Raw genomic sequence first — 20,779 nt, forward strand, 5'->3', positions numbered from 1 at the left:
TTAGAAAATCTTATCTTACCGATGAGTAAGTATTTTAACTTTAACTCTTTATTGTAATAAATCTATTTAAATCATAAAATCACTGATATGAACAAGAAATTTATAGTTTTAGGCCTGACCAGCCTTTTATCTGTTGGATCTGCCAGTATTCTGCTCGCGGCAAACCGTAATCCGCAAACATCGTCAGCAGAAACGGTTGCTGATTCTGAATTAATAGGAAGATGGGATATTACTATGGACGACAACGGGAAACCTGCGCCTTCATGGCTGGAAGTGAAGCTTTCTGGAAACAGGATACTAGTTGGCAGCTTTGTTGGTGCTTCAGGTAGTGCAAGGCCGGTTTCAAGAGTAAAACTAGATGGTCAGAAGTTTAGTTTTAGTCTTCCGCCCCAGTGGGAAAGCGGAGATAATGACTTTGTCATAGAGGGGGAGCTGTCAGGTGGGGAAATTCGTGGGACGATCACAACCAGTGAAGGTAAAAAACACACTTTCACCGGGCAGAGAGCGCCATATCTTAACCGGACAGGTACAGTATCATGGGGTAAACCGATAGCGCTGTTTAATGGTAAGGATCTGACCGGCTGGAAAGCATTGGGACAGAATCAATGGATTGTTAAAGATGGTGTGCTGACCAGTCCTAAATCCGGAGCCAATCTGATCTCTGATGAAAAGTTTACAGATTTTAAGTTACACGTAGAATTCAAATACCAGAAAGGTAGCAATAGCGGTATTTATCTCAGAGGTCGTTACGAAGTTCAGATCGAAGACAGTCCTGCTGACCTGCATCCTGCGAGCGTGCTGTTTAGCGGTATCTATGGATTCCTTGCGCCGAATGAAATTGCGGCCTTGGGGCCGGATCAGTGGCAGTCTTATGATATCACATTGATTGGCCGTAAGGTAACTGTGGTTGCCAATGGCAAGACAGTGATCACAAATCAGGAGATCCCTGGTATCACCGGAGGGGCTTTAGACAGCAAGGAGGGGGAACCCGGACCAATTTATATACAGGGCGATCATGGTCCGATTGAGTTTAGAAAAATTACGATTACACCTGTTAAATAATTTTAAAACTACATCAGCTAAGTTTCAGCTGATGTAGTTTTTCTGTTTTTTATAAAAAGGACAAGTCTTGTCACCATTTGAATAGTATTATTCCGAATTATCCTTGATAAATTTGTTCTTTTAACCCGATATGAACAGAAAGAACTTTTTATCCTTATCTACCGGCATGGTTGGTGCCGGCCTCCTGGCTGGTGTACCCAAACCATTAGTGGCCATGACAGCGTTTACTGGAAGCAGTAACAAAGCGGGGAATATCACGCTTAAAAACGTTTTGCTGGAAACTGGATTTGAATCAGATGAGTTTGAAATAACTGCTACTAAAACGGCATTGTTTGTTGTGGAAATCCGTGATGGAAAAATCTTCAGCATACAGCCGAACTCAGATTCGAAGGATGCTGTGGACGCGAAGGGGTATCTTATGCTTCCTGCGATGAAAGATATGCATATCCATCTGGATAAAACTTTTTACAGTGGTCCGTGGAAGGCAAGGTCTAAAAAACAGAAATCTATTGTTGACATGATCAGACTGGAGGAACAGATTATCCCTCAGTTATTGCCTCATTCTACCGAAAGGGCAGAAAAGATAATCGAGTTACTGCAGTCTCAGGGCACAGACTTTGCCCGCAGCCATTGCAATATCGAACCTACTTCAAAGTTAAACTCCTTAAAGAATCTTCAACAGGCCATCTTGAATAAGAAAAACTCGTTCGGAGTAGAGATTGTTGCTTTTCCGCAACATGGACTATTATACTCAAAATCTGAGGGGCTGATGAAGGAAGCTGCACAGCTGGATATAGATTTTATAGGCGGCCTGGATCCTACATCTATTGATCGGGATATGATTAAATCAATGGATCTGACCATCCGCCTGGCACTGGATTACAAAAAGGGAATTGACATTCACCTGCATGAATCGGGTGAATCGGGTCTGGAAACTATCGAATATCTCACTAGACGCGTGATGGAGAATCCAGCGCTGAAAGGTAAGACATTTGTTAGCCACGCCTTCGCTTTAAGCAGACTGGAACAGCCTAAACTGGATCAGGTATGTGCAAATCTTGCCGAAGCGGGTATTGGTATCATATCTACCGTGCCGATAGGGAAATCTGTGATGCCTATACCAACTTTGTACAAACATAAGGTAAGGGTAATGACAGGTACGGACAGTGTAATTGATCATTGGTCTACTTTTGGCTCTGGCAATATGCTGGGAAAAGCCAATTTGCTTGCACAGCTTTATGGCTGGTCGGACGAACTGGCACTGTCCAGATGTCTGCGAATTGCAACCGACGATATTTTGCCGCTGGATGACAACGGTAAACAGTTATGGCCGAAAGTTGGTGATGCAGCTAGTTTTAACCTGTTTAAGGCAAGTTGTTCTGCTGAAGCAGTGGCGCGTATACCGCCATTGCGTGCCAGATACTATAAAGGGGTGGAACAGCAAATTTTGATATCCTGATTATGATCCCTGCCACGAACTCCAGCGGCAGGGATTTTTTTATGCAGGAACCGTACTATTCAGTTTGTGATAAGAGGAATAGGAGACCAGCAGGACGATAAACATTACAATCGGACTGTACCACATACCGCCAACTCCGTCTACGGCAAGAATAGCAATAAATGCAGAGATAAAATCTATACCGAAAGCTACATAAGTCCATTCCTTTAACCGCTTCGGGAAAAGAGGTACAATGAGTATAATACCGCCAATGAACTTAGCGATCCCTAATTCCCAGTGAAACCATAAAGGAAGACCAAGGTGTGCTGTGCCATCTAATGCCATTTTACTGTTAAGGAAAAAAATACCTGGGATGATGAATATGGCCAGTATCCCTGTGCTCACCCAATACGTAATTTTTGTTTTTTTTGATTCGGTCATAGGTCTTTGATTTTTTTTAAATCTCTATATTAATATACGAAAAAATCAGGGGAGTATGAGCCAATAATAAGGGCTGTAAAGGACATTGAATTTCATAATCCTGACCTGGAAAAATCCCCGGACGGCGACGGGATCAGGATCGATAAAAAAGGAAGCCGTAAGACTTATTACGCCGATAATCAGATTAAATATATGCCTCAAGACTAAAATCCGGCACGTTTTAATTACATTTGCTTCGCTTTTGGTTCTCTATGTAAGTCGCATAAAGATTAAAAGGGAATCTGGTGTAAATCCGGAACTGTCCCGCAGCTGTAAGCTCTTTATACCAAACCCAATCTATAGTCACTGTTCTGTTCAGAGAATGGGAAGGCGGGGCAAGGAGAGCAAGTCAGAATACCTGCCTCTAGCTTTATAATTCATAGCTTTCGTGGAATGGAGCTGGAATGAAAATACTTATCGTGTTTTTTCATTTATAGTTTAAATCTGGTTTGCTGTGGGGTTACTATACCACACATGGAATTAATTGCGCTTCCTACGCTTTTAGAGCGTAAATACCTTTCTTGGATTCAGTGTTTATATTTCACTCTTTTAGTGTCGATGGTGGTGTGCTGTCCATTCACTGTATCTGCCCAGATCAAAAAAAACATCCAGGATCGCAAAGCGGATACATCAAAAATTTTCCAACTCAGACAGGTTAATATTGCTACGGTAAGGGCAGGTATACGCCATACGTCTGCAACTCCTGTCCAGTTATTGAAAGGTTCCGAATTAACCAGACTGAATAGTTTTTCTGTTGCTGATGCACTGCGTTTTTTTAGTGGGGTCCAACTGAAAGATTATGGTGGCATCGGGGGGCTCAAAACCGTGAATGTAAGAAGTCTTGGCTCTATGCATACCGCTGTTTTTTATGATGGTGTACAATTGGGAAACGCCCAGAACGGACAGGTAGATCTCAGTAGATTTTCTTTGGACAACCTGGAGGAAATTGCCCTTTATAACGGTCAGCGTAGCGAAATCTATCAACCTGCGAAAGCGTTCAGTGCAGCGAGTTCTATTTATATGAGGTCTGCCAGACCAGAATTTAAGCCTGGCGAGCACCGGCACATTCGGGTTGGTGTGAAAAGTGGCTCCTTTGGTTTAATTAATCCTTCTGTTCGCTGGCAGGAAAAAATAAGTCCGCATTTAACTGCAAATTTAAGTACAGAATGGCTCCATGCAGACGGAAGGTATAAATTCCGGTATACTAATGGAGTTTATGATACTACCGCACGAAGAAGTAATACTGATATTACATCGATGCGCCTGGAGGCAGGGTTGAATGGTTTAACGGCAGACAGTAGTTCCTGGTTTGTTAAAGGTTACCAGTACAGATCGGCGCGGGGGTTGCCTGGAGCCGTCGTAGCGAATAAGTTTGACTATACTCAGCGACAGTGGGACAGGAACACTTTTGTTCAGGCAGGTTACCAAACGAATGATAAAGGACGCTATAGTTTAATGGTTAATGCAAAATATGCGCATGATTACCTTCGTTATCTTGATCCTGAATATGTGACCACTTCTGGATTTCTGGATAACCGGTTTAAACAGGATGAACTCTATGTTTCTGCTGCCGGCCGCCTCCATCTGCTGCCGGTTTGGGAAATTGCCCTGTCTACAGATTATCAGATGAATAAATTGGACGCGAATCTTTACAGATTTCCTTTTCCAACCCGTCATACCATCCTGACTGCGCTAGCCTCGGAGCTGAAGTTGAAACGCTTTAATCTGCAGGCCTCCGTATTAGGAAGCTTTATACGGGACGAGGTCCGTGAGTATACGAGTGCGGGCAGCAAGCATGAATTTACACCAGCCGTGCTGGCCTCATGGCAACCATTTGATACCGAAGACTTCAGGGTCAGGGCTTTTTATAAAAGTATTTTCAGGATGCCTACTTTCAACGACCTTTACTACACATTTATAGGGAATACCTTATTAAGGCCTGAATATACAAGCCAGTATAATTTTGGATTGACCTACCATCATACATTCTTGCACCAGTCTCTGGTGAGCCTGTCTGTCCAGACTGATACATATTATAACCGGGTTAAGGACAAAATTGTAGCTGTCCCCAGTCAGAATCTTTACCGCTGGACAATGTATAATATTGGGGTCGTTGGTATTAAAGGGTTGGAAGCCAATATACAAACAGTATGGAATGCGGGTAACGGAGTTGGTATTCAGGCAGGTGTTAATTATACTTATCAGCAGGCCAGGGATATTACCAGCACAGAACGTTATAATTATAATATTCCTTATACACCCATGCATAGTGCTTCGCTGACCCTGGGTGCTGATTATAAAAACTTTGAATTCAATTACAGTTATATATATACGGGCGAAAGATATAATCAGCTAAGTACGGACCAGAATCAGGTGTACAATTATATGCAGCCCTGGTATACCCATGATGTTTCCGCGGGCTATAATTTCTTATTAAACAAACAGCAGTTAAAATTCCAGATAGAGATTAATAATCTACTTAACCAGGATAGGGAGATTATTGCGAGTTTTCCAATGCCCCGCCGGTTTTATCGCCTAAAACTTCAATACACGATTTAATATGAAAAAGCCCAATTCTCTCTTTATCTGCATACTTATAGCTTTTTGTATAGTTTTTTCTTCCTGCCGGAAAGATCCGTCTGTGATTCCTTCCCAGGAAGAACTCGTATTTCCTCCCAATCCTTCAAGTACATTGAAAGGAATGTTCATATTAAACGAAGGAAATATGAATATGAATAAAGCTTCTCTGGATTTGATTGATTTCCGGACAGGAAAGTATCAGCGCAATATTTATAGTCAGGCAAATCCTGAAGTTACCAGAGGACTGGGCGACGTAGGTAATGACATCCTGGTTTATGGGTCTAAGCTCTATGTGATTGTGAATGTGTCAAATAAACTGGAGATCCTGGATGCTAAAACAGCTAAAAGAATTAAACAGATCGATATTGTCAATTGCAGATACATCACGTTTAGTGAAGGTAAGGTATATGTGAGTGCCTATCTGGGTAAAGTAGGAGATGCTTCTGCGACACAGGGAATTGTGGCCCAAATCGATACAACAACTTTAACTATAGAAAAGAAAGTAAATGTAGGCCGGCAGCCCGAAGAAATGGCCATAGTCGGTCGAAAATTATTTGTCGCAAATTCTGGTGGTTATAGTCCGCCGGATTATGAGCGTACATTATCAGTGATTGACCTGGTCTCTTTTAAAGAAATCAAGCGAATTGATGTAGCTATTAACCTGAACAGGGTAAAGGCAGATCGTTATGGTGATCTTTATGTAACCTCACGTGGTGATTATTATGATACCCCTTCCAGATTGTTTGTTATTGATACTCAAAAAGATGCTGTTAAAAAGGTGTTCGATATCGCTGCAAGTAATCTCTGGATTGATGATGATATTGCATATCTGTATGCGAGTACATGGAGTTATCCTTTACAAAAAAACACCATTTCATACACGATGATTAATGTAAAAGATGAAACGGTAATGGACCGCAAGTTCATAAACGACGGGACAGAAAAAGAAATTCTTGTTCCTTACGGAATTAAAGTAAATCCTTACACGAAAGAGGTTTATGTAAGTGATGCCAGGGACTATGTTACCCCAGGTAAATTATACTGTTTTGATCCTGCAGGAAACAAAAAATGGTCAGTGACAACAGGGGACATCCCCGCACATTTCGCATTTATAAATTAACCATAAATAATATGAAAACAAAACTACCCTTATTAAAGACGGCTATACTTAGCGTTTCAATTTGTCTGATTGGTTTGAGTTCTTGTAAAAAGGATCATACCGAGATTGAAAGAGAGAGATACACAACGGGCATATATGTGCTGGGTGAAGGTACGGTCGGAAACAATAACAGTGCAATATCTTTCTATGACGTGGAGAAAAATTTAACCGTGGTTGATTATTACAAACAGGTAAATGGAATCGGGCTGGGTGAGACAGCGAATGATCTGCAGCAATATGGTAGCAAAATGTATTGTGTAGTATCTGGTATTCAGGGTGAGAAAAAATCATTTGTCGATGTGATGGAATTATCAACAGGAAAGTCTATCAAAAGAATCTCTTTTAATACGGAGACTGATGGAGCTATTCCACGTTTTATTGCATTCTATAAGAATAAGGCTTATGTTTCCCGTTATGACGGGAAGGTTAGCCGGATTGATACCGCAAGTCTGACAATCGACGGAGAGGTAATGCTAAGTGAAGGTCTGGAAGGTTTGGCAGTAGCTAATGGTAAATTATATGTGGCGAATTCTTCTCACAGGTTTTACCAGGAAAAAGGAGCTAAAAACAAAGTTTCTGTAATTGACCTGCTTAATTTTAAAAAGATCAAAGACATCGAGGTGAACAATAATCCGGTGAGTGTCGCTGCAGGTGAAAATGGTCAGGTTTTTGTCGTGACTGTAAATGATTATATTATCGGTAATGCTCCATCTCTTGATCTAATAAACAGTACAACAGATACGAAAGTAAGTTCATTCCCATATGATATCGGATCGATTGCAATTCAGCAGAATATAGGATATGTCGTTACAGATCCTTACATGAATGCACAGGTAAAACCTCTGGACCTGAATACTGGTGCCTTAGGTAGCCCGCTGATTACTGATGGTACATCAATTAAGACGTATTATGGTTTAAGTATTAATCCGCTTAATAATGAGGTGCTTGTTTCTGATGCAAACGGATACGGTACAACCGGCTTCGTTTACGCTTTTGGAACTGATGGTAAGAAGAAGTATGAAGCCACTGTTACCGGACTGCCGAAACATGCAGTTTATCTATACAAGACAAGATAATAAATTATAAAAATGAAATTTTTGTTAAAATCTTTAGCCCTGACCGCGATCTGCGGTCTTGGCTTCAATTCCTGCAAGAAAGATCAGCAGGAAACTCCGGAAAATTTCAGTCCGTTTATCAGTCAGGTATTTGCTTATGTTCCTGCGCCGGGGCAGTTTGTTAATGACCCCTCGTCTGGTACGGCGGAAAAGGCAAAAGATCTGATAGGCGGTGTAGATAATGGGCTGGTTTCATTAGGCGCCTATGGTGGTTATATCATTTTTGGTTTTGACCACAGCATTAAAAATGAATCTGGTCCTGATCTGGGGATTTTTGGTAACCCTGTTACTATAAATGGTGCAGAATGGTCTGAACCTGGCATTGTTATGGTAATGGAGGATACCAATAAAAATGGTCTGCCGGATGATACATGGTACGAGATTGCCGGAAGTGGGCACGCTGCCACCGGAACAATCAAAAAGTATGAGATTACCTATTACAAGCCGGATAAGTTGCAGGATGATATCAAGTGGACGGATAATCAGGGTAAAAGCGGATTTATTCTTCGGAATGCTTTTCATACCCAGGCTTATTATCCGGTTTGGGCGAATGAGAAGGCATCTTTTACTTTCAATGGAACATTACTTGAAAACACCTTCAAAGATGGGGGAGTTGAGCAACAAACCTTTTGATTTTGGCTATTCGGACTCTGGGTCAGCAGAATATTTAAGACTTCAGGAGACCAGGGGCAGAGGATATAATGCTTTCGATATCGATTGGGCAATGACCGAACAAGGTGAGCAGGCTAATCTTAAAAAGATTGACTTTGTAAAAGTATATACCGGCCAGAATCATAATGGAAGCCCGGTAACAGACGCATCTAATTCAACAGCCCGGGTTACCGGAGAAGTATCCACAGAGGTTGCAGGAGCCGTAGACATCAGATTGTATAATAAGTTTTTTAGCCCGATTCCACAGTAACATTTAATTATTGCAGATGATCCATTGCAGATCCGGGTTCCAGCTCTGCTGCTTCCTGCCCTGGTAAAAAAATACGGGTGCTGTGGCTGCCTTCCGTGGTTACTTTCCCTTCTTTTACCCTGATCCAGCTTCCTTCCCTTAGACCCGCAACAGGTGTTGAATTAAATACATGGAACTCTTTAATTCTGGTCTCCCGGGTTTCTCCATTGTGTTTTAGTCCGCTATCCGGATCCAGATAATGTGCATTAATATTAAAATTAATTAAACCCATAGTCCTGAAGTCAGGCGGATAGACGATAGGCATGTCATTGGTGTTCTGCATATTTATACCGCCTATATTACTCCCGGCGCTGGTTCCAAGATAAGGTTTGCCGGATTCCGCGGCGTCTTTTAGTTCAGCCATTAGATCCAATTCGTGAAGCTGTTTGACTAATAGAAATGTGTTTCCTCCCCCTGTGAAGAATCCTTTGGCCTGCCGGATTGCCATTTTTTGATCGTCAAAAGTGTGCAGTCCCTTAACTTTGATATTTATTGTTTCGAAGAATGAGACTGCTTTTGCAGTGTATTCATCGTGAGTGAGACCTCCTGGTCTGGCATAGGGGATGAAGATTATTTCGTCTGCCTGTTGAAATAATAATTCAATCTCAGGCTTAAGGTAGGCGAGGTATTCTTCCCCAAAAAGGGAGGAGGTACTTGCCAGAAGGATGTTTTTCATCTGTTTTTTTATCTTTTAATTATAATTTAACCTGTCGTATGATATTTTTAATATTCAGTTCTACCAGGTCAGTCATGGTCTCACATTCCAGGTAATCCTGATCTTCGAAGTGCCTGGCCATCCCATTTTTAAGGGTTTCAATATTTTCTGGTGTGGTGAGTATCTCTGTATTGGATACATCTCTGAGATCCCGGAGCCTGTGCCGCTCACTGCGTACACGGTGGAGGATGGAAGATTTCTCTTCCTGCTGATACTGTTGAAAAGTTTTATCACTAAGGTGTTCCATACATAATTTAACGTAGGGAAGGTTCTCCTTGAAAAACTGGGCCATATAAATTTTGATATTTCCTTCATAAAACTGCTGATCAAAGTCAATAGCCCTGATCCGGAATTGTATGTCGTCAAAATCAGGTGTAATCTGCACGACGAAGTTATAAGCGCGCATGTCTCCCAAAAGCATAACCAGGCAACGTTCGTTGAATTTGACAAATTCCTTCGCTATCCGGGTCGGGTTATATTCCGGGTTTTCTAAATAACCTTTTGCGAAGACATCTCCCGGAATACCGGCAACATGTTCTTCGATCAAAGTTTCTCCGTCTACCAGATAATTGACTTGGTTTGGTGAGAGTATTTCTTCCAGCTCCAGTCCATAAATCCTGGATGCATCGGCTTTCTTTACGTAGAAATAATCATATACGTCATTTAACCTGTTAACTATTCTGATTCTGAAAGGATTTGTATTGCCAAACGTGCAGTATTCGATCTTATCTATATACTTGTGCTGAACGATTCTAAGGTTTCCAGATGCCTTTAAATTGGCGTAGATCACCTTTAGGCCATTGTGGATATGCTCAATACGGTCTGAGGCGTATATCGGGCCTTCCCATAATGAATCTTTTCCATGCTTATCCATTATCGGATAAGATTCATCAAAAACCAGAAGATCATTGTAGGTTATTGGAAGTTTCGAATCGCGCTGGTAAGATTTAAGGTACTTCTGCAGCGCCGCACTTACTGGGTAGATCGGTTTCTTCTTCGATATTCTTACATCAGTGGGTTCCATAGAATTTGTTTTGCGCCAATTTAGTGTTTTTAGCAATTATTAGTAGAACTACATTAATTACCATGTACATTTTTTGACTGTATTTTCCTTATTCATAAGGTTCTTTTTCTTTATTGTAATACGACTAAATTGTTACATGCTTAAATTATAACTCATCTGCTTTTACTCTATATTGACAATGTTTATATATTATTTCTGCATGAGCCTTGGGACTGAAACCTTTAAATAATGAATCATATCTCCTGAACAGGATAGCTCAAGACGACGAACTGGCTTTTGAGGATCTGTTTATGGGCTACCATCATCAATTAGGGGAATATATATTAATGTTAACGCACTCCCAGGAGCTTACTGAGGATATTGTTCAGGAAGTTTTTCTGAAAGTATGGATCAATAGAGAAAAACTAGCTGAGATTAGTAATTTTAGTTCCTATCTTTTTATTTTAACACGGAATTTTACTTTGAACAGCCTTAGAAAGATGCTTAATCATCATAAGTATCAGGAATATTATAAGCAACAATTTGATGATACAGAACCTGCAGAAACCCCTGCAGATAATCTGAATAGTAATCCTGATATTCAGGTTCTGGTAGATCAGGCAATCGCTCGCCTGCCATCTCAACAGCAAAAGGTCTTCTTACTCAGAATGCAGGGTTTAAAAAATCCGGAAATTGCTGATAAAATGCAGATATCAACAGATTCAGTCAAAAAATATCAGCAATGGGCACTTAAATCAGTGTCATGCTACGTTAAAAGCAGTAATATTTTATACTCTTTACTCTTATTAATGTGCTATCTGGAAGATTTGTAAAAAATATCACTTTCTGATATCCACTTTTTTAGCGTTTAGTGTCTTTATAGTAACAAGCCCCAGGTAACTGGTGAAATGTTTCAAACAGACGCTCATATGGTAAATACCCGGATGTCCTTATTGTTCCAGCTTTATCTCGCTAATCAGGCCCGGCCTGAAGAGAAAGCCGAACTGCTTGCTATGCTTGCAGATCCTGAACATGAAGAGGAAGCCAGGGAATTATTGGGTGAGGCATGGAATGAATTTGTTCCCTCAAAAAAGATTTTTACCCCGGCGACAAGTAACCAGATATTACGTAATATCATGGAAAGCAGTCAGACTCCTGTCGTTTCAATAGGAAGAAGCTGGAACATAAAAAGAGCATTCACAGTTGCTGCGGCGGTGTTTATACTAATCTCATCAGGAATATGGTGGCTTTTGACACCTGCGACACTGCCGGAACGGAAACTCGTGGTTGCGAATACTATAACTCCGCATGTAAAAGTGCCCGACGCAGTTCCTGGAGGTAATAAAGCTATGCTTACTTTGGCTGATGGTACGCAGATTACCTTGGATGACATGTCAAATGGAAAAATCGCAAGCCAGTCTGGCATTAGTATTACCAAAGCTGCGGACGGACAATTAATTTATACATCTTCCGGCAGTAATCATGAAGAACGCCATCTCGCAGAAAGTCAGATCAATACTATTTCTACCCCAAAGGGTGGTCAGTATCAGATCAATTTACCAGATGGAAGTAAGGTCTGGCTTAATGCAGCCTCTACTTTGAAATTTCCGGCAATTTTTTCCGGGAATGAAAGAAGGGTAGAGCTAAATGGAGAAGCCTATTTTGAAATCAGACCGTTACTTAATAAAGAAGGCAGACAACCATTTAAAGTAGTGACCAGGGAGGGTGGCAAAAACCAGGAGGTAGAGGTGTTAGGTACACATTTTAATATCAATGCTTACGGGAATGAGAAGTTTATGAAAACCACATTACTGGAAGGCAGTGTGAAAGTAACAAATTTAAATATTTCGGACAGTGATATCCTCCGGCCCGGACAGCAGGCTATTTTGAAAGGAAACCAGATGAAAATTGCCTCTGTAGACCTGGATGAGGTTATGGCATGGAAGCATGGGAATTTCCGTTTCAATAATCTCAGTTTGGTTGATATTATGAAGCAATTGGAAAGATGGTACGACGTAGAAGTTGACTATGCTCATCTGCCTGAAACCCGTTACCAGGGGTTTATTTCTAAAAACGTTACACTTTCCCAGGTACTTGATATGCTGGAGCTCACCGGAAGCCTGAAATTCAGAATTACAGAAATGGCAGACGGCAAGGGGAAAAGGATAGAGATTAATCGAGCTAACACAAACACAAACATAAATGTCAAACCTAATTAATATGCCTATGTAAATTTAGCTCTACTTCAACCAGAATTGGGGATTAACCATCCTGATTCTTCAGCCAAAATCAAAACACCTAATTAAAAACTAACCAAAACTAATTTTAGCGTATGAATTTCCGTGTCGTAAACACTTGGATGTCCCGCTGTTGTGTACCCAGCAAAATCAATTCAGCATTTATTAATAATCTGCTGAAAGCCAAAAAACTAACTATTTTTATTCTCGGCATTACCGTGTTTCAGGTGAATGCTAAAAGTCAGGTGAATAATATCACGATCTCTGAAAAGAATGTGATGCTTGATAAAGTTCTACAGAAAATACGAACGCAAAGTGGCTGCAGCTTGCTTTATAACGAAGAATTGATTGCAACTGCTAAACCTGTGTCTATTGATGTAGCTAATGTCTCTCTGGAGGAAGCACTCAATGAATCTGTAAAAGACCAGCCTTTTACTTATGTTGTTAAGAATAATACAGTACTGCTTACCCCAAGAAAAACAATTGTTAAAAATGTACCGCCGATAGATGTCCGAGGTAAAATCGTTGACGAAAAAGGATTGCCCTTACCAGGTGCCTCTGTGAAGGTGAAGGGTGGCGGACAAGGTACAATGACAGATCAGAACGGTGCCTTTGCATTTAAAGGTCTTGCTGACGACGCTGTCTTGCTTATTTCCTTTCTTGGTTATCAGACTAAAGAGGTTAAAGCATCTGCAAATCTCGGGACTATAGCATTGAGTCCAGATAACTCCGATCTGAACGAAGTGGTTGTAATCGGATATGGAACGCAGAAGAAATCTGAAACCACGGGCAGTCTTTCCAATTTAAAAGGAAGTACCCTTGCGGACCAGCCGGTAGCAAGTTTTGAAAGTGCGCTGAACGGTCGTGCAACGGGAGTTAATATGACCGCAAACGCCGGTGTAGTTAACCAGGCTCCTGTATTCCGTATCCGTGGTGTAAACTCATTATCGTTGAGTTCTTATCCTTTGATCGTGGTAGATGGCGTGCCAACCTTTACCAATGAAAATGAATCTAATCTGGGCTATGCTGCTACAAATCCGCTGTCTGCAATTAACCCTGCAGATATTGAGAGTGTAGATATTGCCAAAGATGCCGCAGCAACCAGTATATATGGGAGCCGTGCAGCAAACGGAGTCGTATTTATCACGACAAAAAAAGGTAAACAGGGTGCTGCAAAGATTAACTTTCAGAGCTCTGTAGGTTTTAGTAATGCAAACCGGTTGCCTAAATTGTTAAACGCTGCGGAATATATCGAGATTAAAAATGAGGGCCTCAAAAATGAAGGTACTTTTAATCCAGAGACAAATTATTACGGATTATCATACGATGCAGCAGGTAACCCTATTGATACGAGATGGTATGACTATATCTACCAAACAGGTGTTTCGAATAATAATAACCTTAATATCTCCGGAGCTACCCAAACGACAAAATATTATGGTTCAGTTGGCTACACCAAACAGGACGGTATTTTCAGAGAGAATAAATTCGACAGAAAGTCTGCAATGTTCAATGTTGACAATAAAACGAATTCCTGGTTAAGTCTGGGTGCGAAAATTAACTATGTCAATGAAAATAATGCGTCGGCAATGTCTACCGGGGCGGCAGGAAACTCCTCTGCATCGGGCGCAATGTCCAGACTGGCATTAATTAATTCGCCGATTGTAAGTCCGTATAATAATGACGGTTCTTATAATAATACTTCAAATGGATACCTTGGGATTCAGGATAATACCGGACATCTAAACCAATCGAGATTAGGTTTCTATAACCCTGAAGTATCACTGAATACCAATTATTCCAGAAATAAGGTAAATAATATTCAGTCCAATGCCTATATCCAGGTTAATCCGTTGCCATGGCTGGCTGTGAAGTCAATTTATGGTATTGATTATAGGTATACAACTTATGAAAACTACTACAGCCCTGTCAGTGGTGAGGGGATAGCTACAAATGGTAGCAGTAGCAGCGCGAATTCGACGAGAGAGAGATGGGTGTGGACAAATACTGTCACCGCAGACCATGTGTTCGCGGATCATCACTCATTTAATGTCTTATTAGGTCAGGAACAGCAGAAGACCAATGGTAATCAATTCGGATTACAGCGTCAGGGGCAGTCAGATCCTTTATATTCAAATATTCAGGGCGGATGGCAGAATGTATTTGCCTATAACACAGATAATCAGGTTTATGATAATTATCTGTTCTCTTTGTTCTCCCGTTTGCAGTATAACTTTAAGCAGAAATTCTATGTGACAGGTAACTATAGAATGGATGAGTTCTCTGCATTAGGCCCTAATAATAAAAAAGGTACTTTTTGGGGTGTTTCTGCCGGATGGGAAATTATGAAAGAGGACTTCTGGTCTGGTTCTGTACTGGATAAAGTATTCAGCAACTTAAAAATCAGGGCGAGTTACGGTAAAGTTGGTAACATCGGCGGACTAACGGATTTCGGAGCTCTAAATACTTATTCTGCTAACTTGTATGGCGGGCAGCCAGGTCTTGGCTATTCAGCTGCCGGAAATCCGGATCTTAAATGGGAGACCAGTAAGAAAACGGATATTGGTATTAATTTCGGCTTGTTAGGTGGGAAACTGAATGGTGAACTTGCCTATTACAAAAACAATATCGACGGACTGATTTTCGGTGTACCGCTGCCTCCGTCTGCAGGTATCCCTAACTCAACAAATAACAGTATTCTGCAAAATGTAGGTACAATGTATAATCAAGGTGTTGAATTCTCCCTGAATGGTGCGCCGGTCAGAACGGATAATTTCACCTGGAACAGTTCATTTAATATCACTACTAATAAAAACAAAGTCACTTCCCTTGCCGATGGGGTGCCAAGTATTATCGTGGGCAGTGTGGATACTTATAGTATTACACTTCCGGGGTATGCAGCGGGCATGATCTACGCAATTCGTACCGGTGGTATTGATTCGCAAACCGGCAGAAGAGTCTTTATTAACAGTGAAGGACGTAAAGTGCTCTACCAGCATGTAGTTACACCTGGCGGACCTTCTGCTTACCAATGGTCTTATGAAGATGGGTCACGTGCACCTGCTATTACACCTGCAGCAGATGCTGTAGCTTATAAAACTTCAGCAGCAAAAATGTTTGGTGGCTGGTCAAATACCTTCCAGTACAAACAGTTTGAGTTAAGCGTTCTGTTAACCTACCAGATGGGCGGGTATATGATGAATGGAACACAGGCGACTATGCGTGATCAGCGTTTCTGGAACAACTCTGTGGATGTATTAAATCGCTGGAGAAATCCTGGTGAAGTAACTAATATCGCAAGGGTAGTAAATGGAGATAATGTTTCGAGCGGAAACTCTATGCCATTGGACGTTAACGTAAGTTCTACTGACTTCCTGCGATTGAAAAACGTGATGTTATCTTATAATTTGCCTAATGATTTTCTAAAAAGGATCAAAGTAAGCAATGCGAAAGTATTCGTCAGCGGACAAAATCTTGCTTTGTTAACGAACTACACAGGTTTAGATCCTGAAGTAACGACGAATGCGAATAATGCAATCACTCAGGGAATGGATAAAAACCAGAGTCCGAATGCAAGAACAATTACTGTTGGGTTAAATTTTGGTTTCTAAACCATTAATCGGATCAGAAAACGCTAATTAAAAAATTGACAATGAAAAGATCGACACACTTATTTAAATATAAATTCAGCTTCAGGAAGTTAATGGTATTCGGTACCTGTCTGATGCTGCTTTCTGCCTGCAAAAAAAATGAACTCCTTAACCCGGATCCTACCACACTGATTACTGACGCAGCTGCATTCAGTACTGCACCCCGGATTCAGAATCAGGTAAACGGACTTTATTTTACACTTAAAAAGGGACGCTTTCTGGGAAGCTGGTATACGATTGCCAGTGATATCCGGGCCGGAGATTTTATTTGTACCAATTTGAATGCAGCGACAGGTGCAACTACTTATCAATTGCTGAATCAAACGACAACGAATGATGTCGTTCAGATCTGGGAGTTTGGTTTCCAGGCTATTAATGCTGCCAATGTGTTTATTGATGGCATGAACAACACTGGTACGGCAGTAGTAGGTGCAGAGACCGCTGCGGCTTATATTGCAGAAGCGCGGTTAATTCGTGCACTCGCTTACTATAATCTGTTACAACTTTATGCAAGACCATATTTGGATGGTGCAGGCTCTAAACCAGGACTTCCTTTACGTCTGGAAGGTAATAAGCAACCGGGTAATTATAACCTGGCAAGAAGCAGCGTAAAAGAAACTTATGCACAAATTCTACAGGATCTGGACTTTGCAGAGGCAAACCTTCCGGCTAACTATGCCTCGGCCGTTCTGAACACAACCAGAGCACATAAAAATACAGCTATAGCCCTGAAAACCCGTGTGTTTCTCAGTATGCAGGATTATGCAAAAGTAATTACCGAAGCAAACAAAATTATTTCCGCGGGAGCGCCTTTCACCACTACAAGCGGTGTGAAAAATGCATTGGAAGCTGACGTGAAAAATGTATTTACAGCGCCTTATACTTCCGATGAATCAATTTTCTCTATGCCGTTTTCCAGTAATGATGCACCGGGCCCCGCATTAGCTGGTTATTATTTGCCGGGTACCAGGGATGGAGGAACAACTTCCAGCAATGGTGCAGGCGAATACTCGCTGAACCCTAATGGAATTGTTGCTGATCCGGATTGGTCTGCTGCTGATGCAAGAAGGTCTTTTTTGAAGATCGGACCTTCTACTAAAAAAACATGGTTGTTTAAGTATTCTCAGGCAGCACCTTATCTGGATTATGCGCCCGTAATCAGATATGCGGAGGTTCTACTGAACCTTTCGGAAGCATTAACAAAAAGTACTTCCAGTGTGGACAGCAGAGCCGTTGCTTTATTGAATGCCGTGAGGAACCGGTCCGATAAAAGCAAAACTTATACTATTTCTAATTTTGGCAGTGCTACGGAATTGACCAAAGCGATTATAAAAGAAAGACAAATAGAATTTTTGGGAGAGGGAATCAGAAATAGTGATATTATGAGGTTAGGATTAGACATTCCGGCAAAACCTGCACATTCTGTACCTGCAGCAGATCCTTCTTCACCTAACTATATTTTCCCGATTTCGAATGACGAATTGATTCTGAATAAATTAATGGTAAATAACTAATTATTAAACAAACAGACGATGATGAATTGCAAACACCTTTTATACGGTATGGCCCTAAGCGCATTGATATGTGCCGGGCCGGTAATGGCCCAAACCATTCCTAGTCCTAAGGAACATTTCGGATTTAATATCGGGGATGATTATAGCCTGGCCAATTACACCCAGGCAGAGGCTTATTTTAAGAAGCTGGCCGCCGCTTCTGACCGGGTATTACTCCGCGAAATAGGGAGTACAGAGGAAAACCGTAAGCAATATGTGATGATCGTTTCTTCACCTGCCAACTTGAAGAAGATTGACAGATATAAAGAAATCTCCCAAAAACTAGCAAGAGCAGAAAACCTGACAGACGAGGAAGCCGCAAAGCTGTCCCTTGAAGGTAAGCCAGTGGTTTGGATTGATGGAGGGTTACATGCAACAGAAACTGTGGCTACCCAGCAATTACTCGAGACCTATTATCAGCTGGTGAGCCGTAAGGACCCTGAAACAATGCGCATTCTGGATGACGTGATTATACTCCTCTCTCAAGTTAATCCGGATGGGCAGGAATTAGTTTCAAACTGGTATATGCAGGGTAAAGACTTGTCTAAACGGAATATGAATATACCGCGTCTATATCAGAAATATATTGGGCATGATAACAACCGTGATTTCTATATGATGAATATGAAGGAGACGACAAATATCTCCAAACAGCAATATGTAGAATGGATGCCGCAAATCATCTATAACCATCACCAGACCTCACCTGAGGGAGCGGTGGTTGCAGGGCCTCCATATCGTGATCCTTTCAATTTCGCTTATGATCCTTTACTGATTACCGGTATTGACGGCGTTGCAGCCTCAATGATCAACAGGTTGAACGCAGAAGGAAAACCAGGATATACCCGTTTAAGCGGCTCTGTTTATTCTACATGGTGGAACGGTGGACTCAGAACAACACCATATTTCCATAATATGATTGGTATCCTCACAGAAACTACAGGAAACCCTACACCATCAAAAATTGCCCTGGTACCGGAAAGGTTAATCCCTAATAATGCAACACCATATCCGATAACCCCGCAGGAATGGAAATTCAGAAAGTCGATTGATTATTCTGTTTCTATGAATTATGCAATCCTGGATTACGCGAGCCGAAGCAGCGATAAATTGCTGTATAATATTTACGTAATGGGACGTAATGCTATTCAGAAAGGTAATCAGGATAATTGGACTTTACAACCGAAGTATATCGCTTCTATTAATGCGGCTTACGAGAAAGATAAGAAAGCTGGCCTGATTGCGAAGAGCGAATCTGTCGGTCGTGGTGGTCCTGAAATTCCAATGAAATATTATGACGACGTGCTTAAAAACCCTGCGCTGCGTGACGCAAGGGGCTATATTATTCCGGCAGATCAGTCAGATTTCCCGACCGCAGTAAAATACATTAATTCTTTGCTGAAATCTGGAGTTCTGGTAGAGCGTGCAACGGCTGCTTTTAGCGTTAATGGCAAAAAATATCCTGCGGGATCTTATATTGTTAAAACTAATCAGGCATTCCGTCCACATGTTCTTGATATGTTTGAACCACAAGATCACCCTAATGATTTCCAGTATCCCGGAGGTCCTCCGGTTCGTCCTTACGACGCAGCAGGCTGGACTTTAGCTTTCCAGATGGGTGTTCAGTTCGATCGTATTCTAGAAGGTTTTGAAGGGCCTTTCGAGCGCGTGGCTTATGGTGAGCTTCAAAATGCACCGGTAGCTAAAGTTACGCCATCGGCTGGTGGTTATCTGTTAAGTGCTGCGGTTAACAACTCGTTTATAGTTGTTAATGATTTACTAAAAGCTGGTATTGAAGTATCGAGAATTAACAGTGCACAGGACAAGATGCCTGCGGGTTCATTTTATGTGCCGGCTAAAGGTCTGGCAATTTTGCAGAAATCAGGTGTAGAATTCGGGACAGCAGCTACTGGTGTAAAAGGTAAGCCAAATGGTGCTGTTAAAATCACTCCAGCAAAAATTGCCTTGTTCGACCAATACGGCGGTTCTATGCCATCCGGTTGGGTACGTTGGATTATGGAGCAGTATCACTTTGCCTTCCAGTTGGTTTATCCAAAAGATATCGACCAGGGAAAATTACGCAGTAAATATGATATGATCTTGTTCATTAGCGGAGGTATTCCACCTGTGGGCAGAACTGAGCCGGTATGGGGCAGAATGCCCAAGGAAGATGAAGTACCTGCAGAATTCCGCGGCTGGTTAGGAAGCATCACACCAGATAAATCCATTCCACAGCTTAAAGCTTTCCTGGAAGAAGGGGGTAACATAGTTACTATCGGTAGCAGTACAAATTTGGCTTATCATCTAGGTCTGCCTGTTAAGAATGCACTTGTAGAGACTAAGGACGGTAAGGAAGTAAACCTGCCAGGTGATAAATTTTATATTCCGGGTAGTATTCTCCAGGTTAATGTAGATACCAGTCTGCCTTCTAATTGGGGAATGCCCGCAAAAGCAGACGTAGTCTATAACAACAGTCCCGTATTTCACTTTGCTGACGGGGCAGAAGCACAGGGTATTAAACCTTTAATCTGGTTCGGTAAAGAAGATTCGCTGAGAAGCGGGTGGGCATGGGGACAAAGCTACCTTAAAGACGGTGTGGCAGCTTTTGTTGCACCAGTAGGTAAAGGTAAACTTTACGCTTTCGGACCAGAAATCACTTTCAGAGCTCAGTCTCACAGTACCTTTAAACTGCTCTTCAATGAGCTTTATCTAAAAAAATAAACCACCAATTCTAAACTCCTTTTAAGGTTGTCCCCTGCCGTTTTTTAAACAGCAGGGGGCTTCATGGAAGGTCTTTGCCCTGATTTTTGAAAAAAATTAATCGAT

At 41.5% G+C, this 20,779-nt stretch carries 15 protein-coding genes and 1 riboswitch; of the genes, 12 read left to right on the forward strand and 3 right to left on the reverse strand.

Going from position 1 to position 20,779, the window contains the following annotated elements; all coding sequences use genetic code 11:
* The first annotated feature begins 87 nt into the window (after positions 1-87).
* Positions 88-1,062, forward strand: a complete 975-nt coding sequence (locus tag BLR53_RS01120) for a 3-keto-disaccharide hydrolase (RefSeq protein ID WP_037444671.1) — start codon at positions 88-90, stop codon at positions 1,060-1,062.
* Between the two features lie 130 nt (positions 1,063-1,192).
* Positions 1,193-2,521, forward strand: a complete 1,329-nt coding sequence (locus tag BLR53_RS01125; RefSeq protein WP_074586392.1) for an amidohydrolase — start codon at positions 1,193-1,195, stop codon at positions 2,519-2,521.
* 39 nt (positions 2,522-2,560) lie between these two features.
* Here the strand turns inward: BLR53_RS01125 and BLR53_RS01130 are convergent, their stop codons facing one another.
* Positions 2,561-2,941, reverse strand: coding sequence for a DoxX family protein (locus BLR53_RS01130; RefSeq protein ID WP_037444667.1), 381 nt, complete (start codon positions 2,939-2,941; stop codon positions 2,561-2,563).
* Between the two features lie 225 nt (positions 2,942-3,166).
* Positions 3,167-3,360: riboswitch (cobalamin riboswitch) on the forward strand.
* Positions 3,361-3,454: 94 nt separating this feature from the next.
* Between BLR53_RS01130 and BLR53_RS01135 the strand changes: the two genes are divergently transcribed.
* Genes BLR53_RS01135 through BLR53_RS19665 form a run of 5 tightly spaced genes read left to right on the forward strand, consistent with a single transcriptional unit; the run spans position 3,455 to position 8,756 of the window.
* Entirely contained in the window at positions 3,455-5,539 is a 2,085-nt protein-coding gene (locus BLR53_RS01135) for a TonB-dependent receptor plug domain-containing protein (RefSeq protein ID WP_083331961.1), read from the forward strand.
* A 1-nt stretch (position 5,540) separates the two neighbouring features.
* Positions 5,541-6,680 (forward strand): YncE family protein, encoded by a 1,140-nt coding sequence (locus BLR53_RS01140; RefSeq protein WP_074586396.1) that lies wholly within the window; start codon positions 5,541-5,543, stop codon positions 6,678-6,680.
* A gap of 11 nt (positions 6,681-6,691) precedes the next feature.
* Positions 6,692-7,795 (forward strand): DUF5074 domain-containing protein, encoded by a 1,104-nt coding sequence (locus tag BLR53_RS01145; protein ID WP_037444663.1) that lies wholly within the window; start codon positions 6,692-6,694, stop codon positions 7,793-7,795.
* A 12-nt stretch (positions 7,796-7,807) separates the two neighbouring features.
* Positions 7,808-8,467, forward strand: coding sequence for a hypothetical protein (locus BLR53_RS01150; protein ID WP_083331962.1), 660 nt, complete (start codon positions 7,808-7,810; stop codon positions 8,465-8,467).
* Positions 8,448-8,756, forward strand: coding sequence for a hypothetical protein (locus BLR53_RS19665; protein ID WP_143007793.1), 309 nt, complete (start codon positions 8,448-8,450; stop codon positions 8,754-8,756). Before BLR53_RS01150 ends, BLR53_RS19665 begins: the two co-directional genes overlap by 20 nt.
* Positions 8,757-8,763: 7 nt before the next feature.
* On the opposite strand, the gene pepE is transcribed toward BLR53_RS19665, so the two are convergent.
* Together pepE and BLR53_RS01160 are read right to left on the reverse strand one after the other, a co-directional pair.
* Entirely contained in the window at positions 8,764-9,471 is a 708-nt protein-coding gene (gene pepE, locus BLR53_RS01155; RefSeq protein WP_074586401.1) for a dipeptidase PepE, read from the reverse strand.
* A gap of 19 nt (positions 9,472-9,490) precedes the next feature.
* Positions 9,491-10,534, reverse strand: a complete 1,044-nt coding sequence (locus BLR53_RS01160) for a hypothetical protein (protein WP_037444658.1) — start codon at positions 10,532-10,534, stop codon at positions 9,491-9,493.
* Positions 10,535-10,740: 206 nt separating this feature from the next.
* On the opposite strand from BLR53_RS01160, the gene BLR53_RS01165 reads away from it, so the two are divergent.
* The 5 genes from BLR53_RS01165 (at position 10,741) to BLR53_RS01185 (ending at position 20,674) form a co-directional block, all read left to right on the forward strand.
* Positions 10,741-11,346, forward strand: a complete 606-nt coding sequence (locus BLR53_RS01165; protein WP_074586404.1) for an RNA polymerase sigma-70 factor — start codon at positions 10,741-10,743, stop codon at positions 11,344-11,346.
* 111 nt (positions 11,347-11,457) lie between these two features.
* A complete protein-coding gene (locus BLR53_RS01170) occupies positions 11,458-12,732 on the forward strand; it encodes a FecR family protein (RefSeq protein WP_176763498.1) in 1,275 nt (424 codons plus the stop codon).
* A 113-nt stretch (positions 12,733-12,845) separates the two neighbouring features.
* Positions 12,846-16,361, forward strand: a complete 3,516-nt coding sequence (locus BLR53_RS01175; RefSeq protein ID WP_083331964.1) for a TonB-dependent receptor — start codon at positions 12,846-12,848, stop codon at positions 16,359-16,361.
* Positions 16,362-16,402: 41 nt separating this feature from the next.
* Complete coding sequence (locus BLR53_RS01180; protein ID WP_083331965.1) at positions 16,403-17,914, forward strand: RagB/SusD family nutrient uptake outer membrane protein; 1,512 nt, start codon at positions 16,403-16,405, stop codon at positions 17,912-17,914.
* An 18-nt stretch (positions 17,915-17,932) separates the two neighbouring features.
* A complete protein-coding gene (locus BLR53_RS01185; protein ID WP_074586411.1) occupies positions 17,933-20,674 on the forward strand; it encodes a M14 family metallopeptidase in 2,742 nt (913 codons plus the stop codon).
* The last annotated feature ends 105 nt before the right edge of the window (positions 20,675-20,779 follow it).

The sequence above is a fragment of the Pedobacter antarcticus genome (assembly GCF_900103515.1).
Taxonomy (GTDB): domain Bacteria; phylum Bacteroidota; class Bacteroidia; order Sphingobacteriales; family Sphingobacteriaceae; genus Pedobacter; species Pedobacter antarcticus.